A 13456-nucleotide genomic window follows, 5' to 3' on the forward strand; every position below is an offset into this window, starting at 1 on the left:
CCACTGGAACCAACCGAGAGAAGAACAACGTGTTTCTGGCAATCCGCGACATCCGTTTCGCCAAGGGCCGGTTCGCCATGATGGGCGGCGTGGTGGCCCTGATTACCCTGCTCCTCGTGATGCTGTCCGGCCTGACTGCCGGTCTGGCTGAACAGTCGACCTCCGCCATCGGAAAGCTGGGGGCTGCCGCCGGCGCGCCCGTGGACACCGTGGTGTTCGGGGCCCCCGGCTCCAACGCCCCTAAAGCCTCATTTACCGAAAGCACCGTGACGGCGGCCCAGGCGGAGAGCTGGCGAAACCGGCCGGGTGTCCGCGCTGCCGAGCCGGTGGGGATCACCCAGACCCGGGCCCAGGGTGCGGGCGCCGGCTCGGGCACCACCAATGTGGCCGTGTTCGGGGTGGCACCCGGCAGCGGGCTGGCGCCCGTGGACGTAGCCGCCGGCACCGCTGTGGTGGGCGCCTCCGTGGCTGAAGCCCTGACCCTTGAGCAGGGGGACGCCCTGAGCATCAGCGGGGTGGAACTTGCCGTGGCCGCGGTCGTTGAGGACCAGTGGTACGCCCATACGAGCGTTGTGTGGACGGCGCTTCCGGCCTGGTCCGGGCTGGCCCACGTGTCCGACGGCGGCCAGCTTGCCACCGTTATTACCGTCACCTACCAGGACGGCGCGGAAGTGGATGAGGCCGCCGCGGATGCTGCGGCGAATACGGTCAGTGCCTCCCGGACGGATTCCTTCCAGGCGCTGGGCTCGTTCAAGAGCGAGAACGGCTCGCTGACCCTCATGCAGGCCTTCCTCTACGGCATCTCATCCCTGGTGATTGTGGCGTTCCTGACCGTGTGGACCATCCAGCGGACCCGCGACATTGCCGTCCTGAAGGCCATGGGGGCTCCGGGGGCGTACATCCTGCGCGATGCCATGACGCAGGCGGCGATCGTCCTGGTGGCCGGGGCCGGGCTGGGCGGGATTGCCGGCGTCGCGGCCGGGCTGCTTGCCGCCCAGGCGGCCCCCTTCCTCCTCAGCCCTGCCACCACGCTGCTTCCCGTCGTCGGGATTGTTGCCCTGGGGCTGGCCGGGGCAGCGCTGGCTGTCCGCCGCGTCACCAAGATCGATGCCCTGCTGGCCCTCGGCGGCAACTGACGCCCCCGCCTCCCCAAACTCCAATCCTGTGAAAGGGAACCCGATGTCTGCCTGCTCCACCCCTGCTCCGCTGGAACTGCTCAATGTCACCCTCGAATACCCGGACGGCGGCGGCACCACCACCGCACTGGACCGCGTCAGCCTGGCAGTCCCCGCCGCGCACGTGGTGTCACTCGTCGGGCCGTCCGGCTCCGGGAAATCGAGCCTTCTTGCCGCAGCCGCCACCCTGGTGCGCCCCACCAGCGGGCAGGTGACCATCGACGGTACTGACACAACCGGCCTCCCGGACAGGGCCCTCACGGCCTTGCGGCGCAGCAAGGTGGGCATCATCTTCCAGCAGCCCAACCTGCTCCCGTCGCTCACGGCTGCCGAACAGCTCATCATCGGCGACCACCTCCGCGGAAAGCCCGTGAAGGCCGCCCGGAAGAAGGCCGCCGGACTCCTTGACGTCGTCGGCCTGTCCGCGAGCGCCGGGAAGCTCCCCCACCAGCTCTCCGGCGGTCAGCGCCAACGGGTCAACATCGCCAGGGCGCTGATGGGGAACCCGAAAGTCTTGCTCGTGGACGAGCCGACGGCGGCACTGGACCACGAGCGCAGCGCCTCAATCATCCGGCTGCTGTGCCGGGTGACCGCCGAGTTCAACGTGGGCACCGTACTGGTCACCCATGACACGGAGTTTGTTCCGCTGACCGATGCCGTGGCCACCATGCGGGACGGGGCTCTCACCGCCCCCGTGCTGACCGGCGCCTGAGGCACGGATGGCCCCGGCGGGATCTCCGCCGGGGCCATCCGGCAACACCGGCACGTTCACCGGCTGTTGCCTTCCGCTTATCCCTTGGGTGTCACCTGCAGCCTGTCGAAGGAGACCTGCTTACCGTCCTGGTCGAGGACCACAACGTCGTCGCGTCCGTTCTGGACGTCTGCCGGCAGGATGAATTCCACCGTGTTGTCCGTGGTGGGAAAGATCCACCCGATGCGGTGGCTGTGCTTGTTGAGGTAGACGTAGTACCACTGGCCGTATTCGAGGCCGTTGAGGACGACTTTCTGGCCGTTGCGGTATTTCTCCGCCGTGCCCAGATCAAACGGCGGAAGCTGTTCCTCGAGGTCCTGCACGGTCAGCGCGGGAGCGGTGTCCGGGCGCGCCGGCTGCAGGTCCAGGACAGTTTCGCCACCGGCCAGTGTTGCGGAGACCTGCTGTGTGCCGTTCGCGGCGGTTGCCTTGAGCTCCACAGCGTCCAGCCGCCCGGCGGCGATGTCGGCAGCGGTCAGGACGTAGTCGCGGGTTGCCGTTACGGTGCCGCCCACCCCGAGGCTTGGTTCCTGGATGGAGGCGTCGGGTGCGCTCAGTTCCGTCAGGGAGACATTGCCCGCGTTGCCCAGGGTGTAGGTGTACGTGACGGTGTCGCCTGCGGAGGCATACCGGTCCCCGTCGGTGTCTTTCCACTCCGTTGCTACGGTGCCCTCAAGCCGTGGATCACGGACCTTGAGGTCCACTTCCCCGCCATCAACGGTGTAGGTCCGCGCAGTCTGCCCGGCAGAACTGACCTCCCATGTGGTGGCCGGAACAAAGAAGCCCTGTTCGGCTTCGGCGGCGGTGACTTCATGGCGCGGGGTGGTGCAGGCGTAGCTCTGGCCGGCCGGCAGCACACCGTAGCGGCAGTTGCCGGGGCCTTCGGGGACGAAGGGGCTGAAGTTGCCGGCCGTGGGAACGACTTTTTCGGTCAGCGGGCTGGTGTTGGCCACATTGAATGTGTAGGGAAGGGCTTCCCCGGCGGTGTAGGGCTGGGTGGCCAGGTCACGGCCGGCGTCGTTGCGGGCGCCGCTGATGTCCGCTGCAACCAGTCCGTCCCGCAACGCAACGGCAGCACCGGTAAACGTAACCGTCTTGGTGAGCGTCGGCGTCGAGCTGGCTGTGATGGTGAAGCTCGCCTGTGGGACGAAGTAGCCGCGCGCGATGTCCTCGGCCGTCAGCGTGTGCTTTGCCGTGGTGCAGTTGTAGCTGGCACCAGCGGCAAGGTTGTTGTAGCGGCAGTTGGGAGCCGACGGCGGCAGGAAGCCGGCGTCGAAGGTGCCGGACACGGGCACCGAGTTCGCCGTAACGTTGGCCGTGCTCTTGACGTTGAACGAATAGCCCAGTACCTCGCCCTCACGGTACGGGTTGGCGATGACGTCCCTGGCGGGTGCGGTTCCTGTGACGGAGAGGCCCACCTGCTGCGCGACGGGAACGGTGGCCGTGAAGGTGTGCTGGGAGACCCGGCCGTCCGCCGTCGTGACGGCCGCGTTGAGGTTTTGTGGACCGCTGGCGCTGGTTGAGGCGGTCAGGTCGACGTTGACTGTCACCGCGGCGCCGGGCGCGACGTCGGGAACGGGAACCGTGGTGGCGGACCAGCCGCTGGGGGTGTAGACCGTGGCGGTCGCGCCTGAAAGCGTGGTGGCTTCCTGGTTGGTGATGGTGACGGGGACCTGCTGGGTGGCCCCGGGTGCCGTGGTGACAGCCGGTACCGACAGCGGCGCGCAGACGTAGTTCAACCATGCGTCGTCGAACTTGGAGAACGTGATGTTGTCCGTGTAGTTGCCCTCGTACAGGACCCCGAACTGTCCGTCTTCGAGCCGGGTCACGGTGGAGTACGCGGAGAAGCCCGGGCGGATGGTGCGGACCCCTGGCCAGGTGGCGCCGTCGTCGCACGAAATGCGGGCCGATACGTTCTCCCGGCCGGTCTTGGAGTTGGAGTTGGTGAAGATCAGCTTCCTGGCGTCAGCGGACCCTTGCGCCGCTGCCGGGTACATCCGGGCGATGGCCCCGTTGTTGGCCGGGTCCGGGAGTTCCGTGTCCTGCGTTACGGGGCCGTAGGTGGCGCCGCCGTCGGTGGAGATCGCCACTTTGCGGTAGCCCTGGTTGGCGTTGTCGCGGGAATTCAGGAGGACCCGGCCGTCCGAGAGTTCCACGGTTTTGTTTTCATCCATGCGGTCACCCACGTTGGCGCCTTTGTGCCAGGTGGCGCCGTGGTCATCCGAGTAGACGCTGTAGGCCTGGATTTTGTTGGTGCCGTCAGCCTGCCGGACATCACCGGCGTACTGCTGGATCAGGCGCCCCTTGTACTGGCCGTACTTGAGCTGGATCCCTTCCCCGGAGGAGGCAAAGTTTGAGCGGACGTCACCGGCTGCGGGGTTCGTTTTGCTGGTGCCGGGCTTGGTGACGCTGGTGATCAGCCGCGGCTGGCTCCATGTGACGCCGCCGTCGGAGGACTCGATAACGGCGGAGGAAATGACGCTGCGGTCAGCATCGTCGTTTCCGTATTGGCTGCCGAAGAAGCCCTGGTCCTTGGAGTAGACGAAAAAGTTGAACACCTTGCCCGTCTCGGCGTCAAAAATGTAGGAGGGATCGCTGTAGCCGTATTTGGGGGTGGTGGAGTTGCCGGGGTGGCCAGCAGCGATGACCTGCACGGGGCCCCAGGTGCGGCCGCCGTCGGTGCTGCGCCGCTGCACGATCGAGTTGGGATTCGGGGCGTCGGCGGCGCTTCCGGGCCTGCCGTCCCAGGAGGCCAGGACCACGCCGTTTCCCAGATATGTCATGGCCGGGATGCGATAGAAGAAGTTGCTGGCGGTCCGGTCTGCCGCCAGGTTCATTTCCGAAAAAGTCCCGGGAGGTGCGGTGGGGCTGTTCGGCGGGATGGGGGCGGCCTGGGCTGCGGGAACAGTTCCGGCCAGCAGGGCGAGGGCCAGTGCCCCTGCTCCTGTGCTCCTTCCCATCACTGTTATGCGTCTGGTTCTTCTCTTCGTGGAACCCAAATCATGTGTCCTTTCGGGGAGCCGCTGCATTGCGGGCCTGGTGAGGTGACCGTCGCTAAAGGCCGAGAATTATTCCTTCTACATACGACGTCCTACCACCGTATAGTGGTCTGCTTCACATTGCTAGACTTGAGAGGTGACGTCCTACATCTATCAGTCCCATGCCCCGCTTCCCCTCGCGCTTCCGGCTGTGGAGCACGTCCTCGCCACCCGCGGAACCTGCGGCTACCGGCAGTACCGCATCCCCGCCCTTTGCGTCACCGCGAACGGGACTGTGCTGGCGGCCTACGACGGCCGGCCGAATCTTGATGACCTGCCCAGCCCCATTGACCTGCTGATCCGCCGCAGCACGGACTGCGGCCGGACGTGGGACAGCCAGGAGGTGGTCCGCACCGGGACAGGCCTTGAGGGTTTCGGGGATCCGAGCCTGCTGGTGGATATGGATACGCAGCGCATTTTTCTTTTCCATGCGGCCGGCACCCGTGCGGGGTTCTTCGAAGCCACTACCGGAGAGGACCCGGACGATGAAGACGTCCAGCACTGCGACCTAAGCTTTTCCGACGACGATGGCCTGACATGGCAGCACCGCAGGATCACCGGCCAACTGAAAGGGAGTACGGACCGCCCGGTTACGGGAATCTTTGCTGCCGCCGGCCAGGGCATCCAGGTCCATTCAGGACCTTATAAAGGCCGGCTGGTGCAGCAGTTCGTTGTCCTGTGCGAGGGCACCATCATGGCCGCCTCCGCGTACAGCGATGACCACGGACACTCCTGGGCCCTCGGCCAGCTTGTCGGCGGGCAGACGCACGGCTTCAGCCCCAACGAGAACAAGGTGGCTGCCCTGGCGGACGGCCGTCTCCTGCTGCACAGCCGCAGCATGCCGCACCGCCTCGCGGCAACCTCGGACGACGGCGGTGCCACCTGGAGTGCCTTGAGTCCCGTCGAGGAGCTTCCGGATCCGAGCGACAATGGCTCCCTTGCCCGTTTCGACGGCCTGCCCAACGTGGCCGGCCTGGCGGACCGCAGCACCGGCTCGTGGCTGCTGGCCACCAACAACCACGACACAGCCCTGCGGCGGAACACTGTCCTCAGCCTGTCAGCGGACAACGGCCGCACGTGGCCGGCGAAACTGGCCCTGTGCCCGGGAAGCTCCGCGTATTCCACGGCAGCCCGGCTCCCCGACGGCAATATCGGTGTCCTGTATGAGCGGCAGGGTTACCGGGAGATAGTTTTCGCCTCCGTGCCGCCGGAGCAGCTCACGCAACAACTTGCTGCTCCTCCGATAACTGCCTCCGGGGACGGCCCGGGCCTGGAATTCGATATTGAACTGCGCTCCATCACGCCCGGACGCCCTGACACCTGGCTCAACGCGGGCGACTTCCATGTCATGCCGTCCAACCCGGACGGCTGGAACGCCCATACCTGGAAGGAGATTGGCCAGGGATACACCGACGAATCGGCGCAAATCATCGGCACCCGGGAGGCGCAGGACCTGAACTACGGCCCTGTCACACCCGGTTACAAGGCGGGGGACATCCTGGCTTTCACCGGCAGGGCACGCAACGTCGGCACCCTCCCGATCACCGCGGTGCGCCTGGACGGCCCCGGCGCTGCCGCGTTCCCTGCCGAGGATCTTCTGCCCGGGGAGGAAGCGCTTTACTTCATGCCCACGCACACTGTGACCGAAGAGGAGGTAAAGCGAGGGTCCGCAGAAGTGGTATACACGGTCCGGGGGGAGGTGGGCGGCTCCCGCCATTGGACGTCACGGACCTTTGATTTCGATACTGCCACAGGGGAAATCGGCGTGGCGCACCGCCCCTGGCATTGACCTGCTTACGGCCGGATTGCCGCCGGGTTCCCCGTCCGGCGGCCGCTCCCGGTCAGGACCGCGCTTGGACCAGATCGCACATCTGCTGCAGGCGCCCTGCCCGATCCTGCACCGACAGGCCCTGCTGTGGAAGCCCGATCTTGAAGCCCGTTATGGCCACCGGACCCGCCGCTGCCAGGCAGAGTTGGACCTCGGCGCGGTTAAGCAGGGAGCTCGGCGGGGCACCATCGACCTCAACAGCGGGGAGGTGGGCGTCAATCCACGGGTAACCGAACTCTGTAGCCTCCGGGGAGCACCCGGAAAACATTACCCCCGCGAGGACGCCTGCTTCCCGGGCCTGCAGCAGATGCTCAACCGCGGTGCCCGTGTCCCCTGATTCAATAACCGACCGCGCCCAGTTAACCACGATGCCCACCTGCCCCCACCCTTCGGCCTGGAGGGAGGCGACGACGTTGACCTCCTCATCGAACGGCAGGAACCCTTTCTCCGGCCTGCTGCCCCACCGCAGGGCATCGCAGTGCTCCACGAGCACACGCGTACTGCCCCATTCCCAGTCGAGTACTTCCTTGAGGGACTCCTCAAACAAGAGCGCCGAGGAATACAGGGATGGAGCAGAATGCAGCTCCACCGCCTCCACCCTGCGCCCCTGGCCTGCAAGGCGGGCGGCATAGTCCCGCAACCCTGACACGAACTCCAATGCCGCCCTCCGTCCTTCGCTGTCCCTGGAGGCGAGGCCGAAAGTGGAAGACTGGCCCACCCGCTTCATGGTCCCGGGAATCGCGGTCACCACCGCGGACCAGTCCTCCGGGGCTCCCGCAGGCCACGGGCTCCCGCCGTATGGACCATAGGGCAGTTCCAGTCCCCGGATTGAAGGAATGCTGCCCAGTGCTTGGTAGAAGTTCTGCTGCAGTTCTTCCGGCTGGGCAGGATAAGCGCCGACAATGAGGGACATTTGGACTCCGTGTGTGACTGGGCGAAAGCACTTGACGATGGACTGTGATGGGACTTACAGTTTTACCACGAGCTCGGACGTCCTACATCCGATAAACCTTCTGGAATCGCGAGGCCTTCATGAACATCTCCTCCAAGAACCTGCCGCTGGTCAATGACGCCAGCCGCCGGAACTTCCTCAAGCTGACCGGCGCCATGGGCGTCGCTGCGGCTTTCACCGCCTCGGTCGCTGCGTGCGGCAGCCCGGCAGCCACCACCACCAGCGGAGGCTCCGCCAGCGCCGCTGCGATCAACAAGGACCTGATCATTGAGGCGGGCATCTCCTACGCCCTCTCCACCGGTTTCGATCCCCTGAGCTCCTCGGGCGCCACTCCCATGGCCGCCAACCTGCACATCTTCGAGGGCCTCGTGGAACTGCATCCGGCCACCCGCGAGCCGTACAACGCCCTGGCGGCCGCGGACCCCAAGAAGGTCAACGACACCACCTACCAGGTGACCATCCGCGACGGCGCCAAGTTCCACGACGGATCCCCTGTCACCACCGAGGACGTCGCCTTCTCGTTCACCCGCGTCATGGACCCGGCCAACAAGTCCCTGTTCTCGCAGTTCATCCCGTTCATCCAGGACGTGAAGCCTGTTGATGCCAAGACGGTCGAGTTCACCCTCAAGTACCCCTTCCCCGGCTTCGGCCCCCGCATCTCCGTGGTCAAGGTTGTCCCCAAGGCCTTGGCCACGGACCTCAAAGCCTTCGACGCCGCCCCCGTGGGCACCGGCCCCTACAAGCTGGTCTCTGCCGTCAAGGACGACAAGATCGTGTTCGAGGCGTTCGCCGACTACAACGGCCCCAAGCCGGCGCTGGCCAAGGGCATGACGTGGCTCCTGCTCTCGGATGCCGCAGCCCGCGTCACCGCAGTCCAGTCCGGCCGCGTCCAGGCCATCGAAGACGTCCCGTACCTGGACGTCGACGGGCTCAAGTCCAAGGTCAAAGTTGAATCCGTCCAGTCCTTCGGACTGATGTTCCTCATGTTCAACTGCAACAAGGCCCCGTTCAACAACAAGCTCGTCCGCCAGGCCCTGCACTACGGCCTCGACAAGGACGCCATCATCAAGAAGGCCCTGTTCGGCAACGCGAAAGCGGCCAGCTCCTACTTCCAGGAAGGCCACCCGGACTACGTCAAGGCCAGCAACGTCTACGGCTACGATGCCGGCAAAGCCGAAGAGCTGCTGAAGGAAGCCGGCGTCACCAGCCTGGAGTTCGAACTGCTCACCACGGACACCGCGTGGGTCAAGGATGTGGCCCCGCTGATCCTTGAGTCCTGGAACAAGATCCCCGGGGTTAAGGCCTCCGTCAAGAGCATCCAGTCCGGCGCCCTGTACACGGACCGTGTTGGAACCGGCGACTATTCAGTTGTGGCAGCCCCCGGAGACCCGTCCGTTTTTGGCAATGACGCAGACCTCCTCCTGAGCTGGTTCTACTCAGGAGCCACCTGGATGGACAAGCGCGCCTACTGGACCACCCCTGAGCGCGCCCGGCTGCAGGAACTCATGGACAAAGGCTCCCAGGCCGCCGGGGACGACGCGAAGAAGATCACCGGGGACATCGTCAACCTTGTCTCGGACGAACTTCCGCTGTACCCGATCTTCCACCGCCAGCTGCCCAGCGCGTGGGATGACAAGAAGCTCAACGGCTTCCAGCCCCTGCCCACCACCGGCATGTCGTTCATCGACGTCGGACGCACCTCGTAGGCAGCCCCCAGTGTTGCGAGGCCTGCACTGCGTCCCTGGTTCCCCCGGGAGCACGCAGGGCAGGCCTCGCAAGTTCTTGAACTGCAGCACCCAAACACACCGGAGAATAAATTGGTCACGATATTGCGTCTGCTAGGCCGCAGACTCGCAGCATTGCCATTGATGATCCTGGGCATCACCCTGCTGGTCTTCCTCGTCCTGCAGGCCGCCCCCGGCGATCAGGCAAGCTCGGCACTGGGCGAAGGCGCCAGCGAAGAAGCAAAGCAGCAGTACCGCCAGGAGAACGGGCTGAACGATCCGCTGGTCGTCCAATACTTCGCGTTCCTCGCCAAGCTGCTGCAATTCGACCTCGGAGTCACCACGCCGCCCGCCAAGTCCGTGGCGTCCATGATCGGCTCGGCGTTCCCGCTCACACTCCAGCTGACATTCCTGGGCGTCATCATCGCGGTGGTCCTGTCCCTGGTGTTCGGAATCCTCGGGGCCCTCTACCGTGACAAGTGGCCGGACCAGCTGGTCCGGGTTTTCTCGATAGCCGCAATCGCCACACCATCGTTCTGGCTGGGCATCCTGCTCATCCAGTGGTTCGCCCTCGGCTCCAGCCCCCTGTTCCCCTCGGGCGGAATTGCGACGCCGGAATCAGGTTTCGGCGGATGGCTTAACTCCATGGCACTCCCGGCGCTTGCCCTCGGCATCCCGGTCTCAGCCTCACTGATCCGCGTGGTCCGCACCTCGATGGTGGAGGAACTGGACCGGGACTACGTCCGCACAGCCATCGGCAACGGCGTCCCCTACCGTGAGGTTGTCTCCCGGAACGTCCTTCGCAACGCACTGGTGACTCCGGTGACCGTGCTGGGACTGCGCGTTGGCTACCTGCTGGGCGGCGCCGTCGTGATTGAAATGATCTTCGCCCTGCCCGGCATGGGCCAGCTCATCCTGAACGGCATCACCAACCTCGACGTCAACCTCGTCCAGGGCGTGGTGCTCACCATCTCCGTCACCTTCGTTCTGGTGAACATCGTGGTGGACCTCCTGTACCTGCTTATCAACCCCCGAATCAGGACGGTATAGCCCATGCGCAGCAAACTCGCTGAACGGCTGAGCGCCCCGGGCCTCCGGTTCAAGGCCCTGCCCTGGGGCTCCCGCATCGCTCTCCTCTTCCTCATCGTGATCGTCCTGGCCGCCGTCTTCGCGCCTGTACTCGCCCCGCACGATCCGCTCGAGACCTTCATCCCGGCCACGCCCCCGGGCGCCGAGCACTTCTTCGGCACCGACCGGCTGGGACGGGACGTCTTCTCGCGCCTGCTGTTCGGCGCACAGTCCTCGCTGCTGATCGGCCTCGGCGCCGTAGCCCTGGCCATCCTCGTGGGCGCCCTGCTGGGCTCCTTCGCGGCGACGTCCAGCAAGGCCGTGAACGAACTGATCATGCGCCTGATGGACATCCTGATGGCCTTCCCCGGCATTGCCCTGGCTGCGGTGCTGCTGGCCGCATTCGGCAATTCGGTTCCCACCATCATCATCGCCATCGCCATCATCTACACCCCGCAACTGGCCCGCGTGGTCCGCGCCAACGTGCTGTCCCAGTACGGCGAAGACTATGTCCGCGCCGAACGCGTGATCGGTGCCGGCCGCTTCTATATCCTCCTCAAGCACATCGTCCGCAACACCGCCGCCCCGGTACTGGTGTTCGCCACGGTGATGGTGGCCGATGCCATCATCCTCGAAGCGTCGCTCTCCTTCCTGGGCGCCGGCGTGCAGGACCCCGCGCCATCATGGGGCAACGTGATCTCCTACGGACGCAACCTGGTGCTCTCCGGCGGCTGGTGGGCCACAACCTTCGCCGGTGCCACCATCCTGCTCACGGTGCTGTCGCTGAACATCCTCGCCGAGGGCCTTACCGACGCCATGGTGAACCCCAGGCTGCGCAAGGCGGCGGCCGTAAAGGACGACGACGGATCAGCTGCGGCTATTGGCGCTGCAGTGGCGGTGGACACGGAAGTTGGCACCTCCGTGGCCCAGTCCTCCGTTGTGGAACAGCACGAGCTCGACGGCGTCCAGGCGGCTCCCGGCGGCGTCCTTACCGAGGAGGACTACAACCAGGCAGCAGTCCTGTCCGATCCGAAGCTTGCCGCGCTGAACCCGCACCTGCTGCTGGATAAGGAACTGGAACTGCTGGCCGCCATCGAAGCCAGGCGCACCGACAGGCTCCCCCAAGTGGAACCGGGCGCCCGCAACGTGCTGGAAGTGCGGAACCTTTCCATCAGGTTCCCCGCCCGCTTTGGTGACATCGCAATCGTGGACAACGTCTCGTTCACGGTCCGCGAAGGCGAGACCATGGGCCTGGTGGGCGAGTCGGGCTGCGGCAAGTCCATCACGTCCCTGGCGGTCATGGGGCTTCTGCCCAAGACGGCAGAGGTCACCGGGTCCATCAAGTTCGACGGCAAGGAACTCCTGGATCCGGCCACGAAGCACAGCAGCATCAAGGCCTACGAAGGCCTCCGTGGTGAACAGATCGCCATGGTCTACCAGGACGCCCTGAGCTCCCTCAACCCGTCCATGAAGATCAAGGACCAGATGGAGCAGCTGACCAGGCGCGGCGGCCGCAAGACCCCCGCCGAGCTGCTGGAGATGGTCAAGCTCGATCCGGTACGGACCCTGGCCAGCTACCCGCACGAGCTTTCCGGCGGGCAGCGCCAGCGCGTGCTGATCGCCATGGCCCTGTCGCGCTCCCCCAAGATCGTGGTGGCCGATGAACCCACCACCGCCCTGGATGTGACCGTCCAGAAACAGGTGGTCGACCTGCTCAACGAGCTGCGCGAGCAGCTCGGATTCGCCATGGTGTTCGTCAGCCACGACCTCGCCCTGGTGGCGTCCCTGGCGCACCGGATCACCGTGATGTACGCCGGCCAGGTGGTGGAATCCGCCCAGGCATCCGAGCTTTTGCGCAATCCCAAACATGAGTACACCCGCGGCCTGCTCGGCGCTGTCCTCTCCATTGAGGCCGACGCCGTCCGCCTGCACCAGATCCCCGGCACCGTTCCCTCACCGCGCGACTTCGCACCGGGCGACCGCTTCGCGCCGCGTTCCCTGCGGTCCGACGCCGATCCCGACCAGAAGCTGGTCCTGACCCCGGTCGGAGCCGCGGGCGGCGGCGATGCCGACCACTACTGGGCAAGCCACCTGAAGGAGGATGCGAAATGAGTGAATCAACCGGCAAGCCGGTCATCGAACTCAAGGACGTCAAGGTCTACCACCAGGCGCGGGGCGGCAAACTCTTCCGGCCCAACATCGTCAAAGCAGTGGACGGCGTCGATTTCACCATCAGCCGCGGCGAAACCGTGGGTATCGTCGGTGAGTCCGGCTGTGGCAAGTCCACGCTGGCGTCAGTGCTCGTGGGGCTCCAGCCCCCGACATCGGGCCAGGTGCTGTTCCACGGCAGGCCCGCCATCAAGCGGAACGCCGCGCTGCGCAAGGAGTTCGGCCGGTCGGTGTCCGTGGTCTTCCAGGATCCGGCCACCGCACTGAACCCGCGCATGACAGTCCAGGACATCCTCACGGATCCCTTGCAGATCCACGGGATCGGTACCGCCGCTTCCCGTGCAGCGAAGGTCAAGGAACTGTTGTCGGTGGTGGGACTGCCGCAGTCCGCAGCCGAAGTGACGCCGTCGCAGGTCTCGGGCGGCCAGCGGCAGCGCGTGGCGATCGCCCGTGCGCTGGCCCTTGACCCGGACATCATTGTGGCCGATGAGCCCACCTCGGCACTCGACGTGTCCGTCCGTGCCCAGGTGCTGAACCTGCTCTCTGACCTGAAGACCGAACTGAACCTCGGCATGGTGTTCATCTCGCACGACATCCAGACCGTCCGGTATGTCTCCGACCGCATCTGCGTCATGTACTTCGGCAAGATCGTCGAGCAAGGCAGCGCAGCCCAAGTGTTCGACAACCCCACCAACGACTACACCAAGAAGCTCTTGGGCGCAGCCCCGAGCCTCCTCCACATCTAACACTT

At 65.6% G+C, this 13456-nt stretch carries 9 protein-coding genes; 7 read left to right on the forward strand and 2 right to left on the reverse strand.

Annotation, left to right across the window (positions count from 1 at the left end; genetic code table 11):
- Positions 1 to 29 precede the first annotated feature (29 nt).
- Positions 30 to 1136 (forward strand): FtsX-like permease family protein, encoded by a 1107-nt coding sequence (locus HTS88_RS02215; protein WP_174175040.1) that lies wholly within the window; start codon positions 30 to 32, stop codon positions 1134 to 1136.
- Between the two features lie 43 nt (positions 1137 to 1179).
- Positions 1180 to 1887 (forward strand): ABC transporter ATP-binding protein, encoded by a 708-nt coding sequence (locus HTS88_RS02220; RefSeq protein WP_174175042.1) that lies wholly within the window; start codon positions 1180 to 1182, stop codon positions 1885 to 1887.
- 77 nt (positions 1888 to 1964) lie between these two features.
- Here HTS88_RS02220 and HTS88_RS02225 read toward each other — a convergent pair whose 3' ends face one another.
- Positions 1965 to 4886: an exo-alpha-sialidase gene (locus HTS88_RS02225; RefSeq protein ID WP_174175044.1), complete on the reverse strand. Its 2922-nt coding sequence runs from the start codon at positions 4884 to 4886 to the stop codon at positions 1965 to 1967.
- 175 nt (positions 4887 to 5061) lie between these two features.
- Between HTS88_RS02225 and HTS88_RS02230 the strand changes: the two genes are divergently transcribed.
- Positions 5062 to 6753 carry an exo-alpha-sialidase gene (locus tag HTS88_RS02230; protein ID WP_174175045.1) on the forward strand — a complete coding sequence of 564 codons (1692 nt, stop codon included), beginning with the start codon at positions 5062 to 5064 and terminating at the stop codon, positions 6751 to 6753.
- A 52-nt stretch (positions 6754 to 6805) separates the two neighbouring features.
- Here the strand turns inward: HTS88_RS02230 and HTS88_RS02235 are convergent, their stop codons facing one another.
- Entirely contained in the window at positions 6806 to 7705 is a 900-nt protein-coding gene (locus HTS88_RS02235; protein ID WP_174175046.1) for a DUF4862 family protein, read from the reverse strand.
- A gap of 119 nt (positions 7706 to 7824) precedes the next feature.
- On the opposite strand from HTS88_RS02235, the gene HTS88_RS02240 reads away from it, so the two are divergent.
- From HTS88_RS02240 to HTS88_RS02255, 4 genes are all read left to right on the forward strand, one after another.
- Positions 7825 to 9450, forward strand: a complete 1626-nt coding sequence (locus HTS88_RS02240) for an ABC transporter substrate-binding protein (protein WP_174175048.1) — start codon at positions 7825 to 7827, stop codon at positions 9448 to 9450.
- 111 nt (positions 9451 to 9561) lie between these two features.
- Positions 9562 to 10518 carry an ABC transporter permease gene (locus tag HTS88_RS02245; RefSeq protein WP_174175051.1) on the forward strand — a complete coding sequence of 319 codons (957 nt, stop codon included), beginning with the start codon at positions 9562 to 9564 and terminating at the stop codon, positions 10516 to 10518.
- A gap of 3 nt (positions 10519 to 10521) precedes the next feature.
- A complete protein-coding gene (locus HTS88_RS02250; protein WP_174175053.1) occupies positions 10522 to 12648 on the forward strand; it encodes a dipeptide/oligopeptide/nickel ABC transporter permease/ATP-binding protein in 2127 nt (708 codons plus the stop codon).
- Positions 12645 to 13451 carry an ATP-binding cassette domain-containing protein gene (locus tag HTS88_RS02255; protein WP_174175055.1) on the forward strand — a complete coding sequence of 269 codons (807 nt, stop codon included), beginning with the start codon at positions 12645 to 12647 and terminating at the stop codon, positions 13449 to 13451. Before HTS88_RS02250 ends, HTS88_RS02255 begins: the two co-directional genes overlap by 4 nt.
- The last annotated feature ends 5 nt before the right edge of the window (positions 13452 to 13456 follow it).

The sequence above is a fragment of the Pseudarthrobacter oxydans genome (genome assembly GCF_013314975.1).
Taxonomy (GTDB): Bacteria; Actinomycetota; Actinomycetes; order Actinomycetales; family Micrococcaceae; genus Arthrobacter; species Arthrobacter oxydans.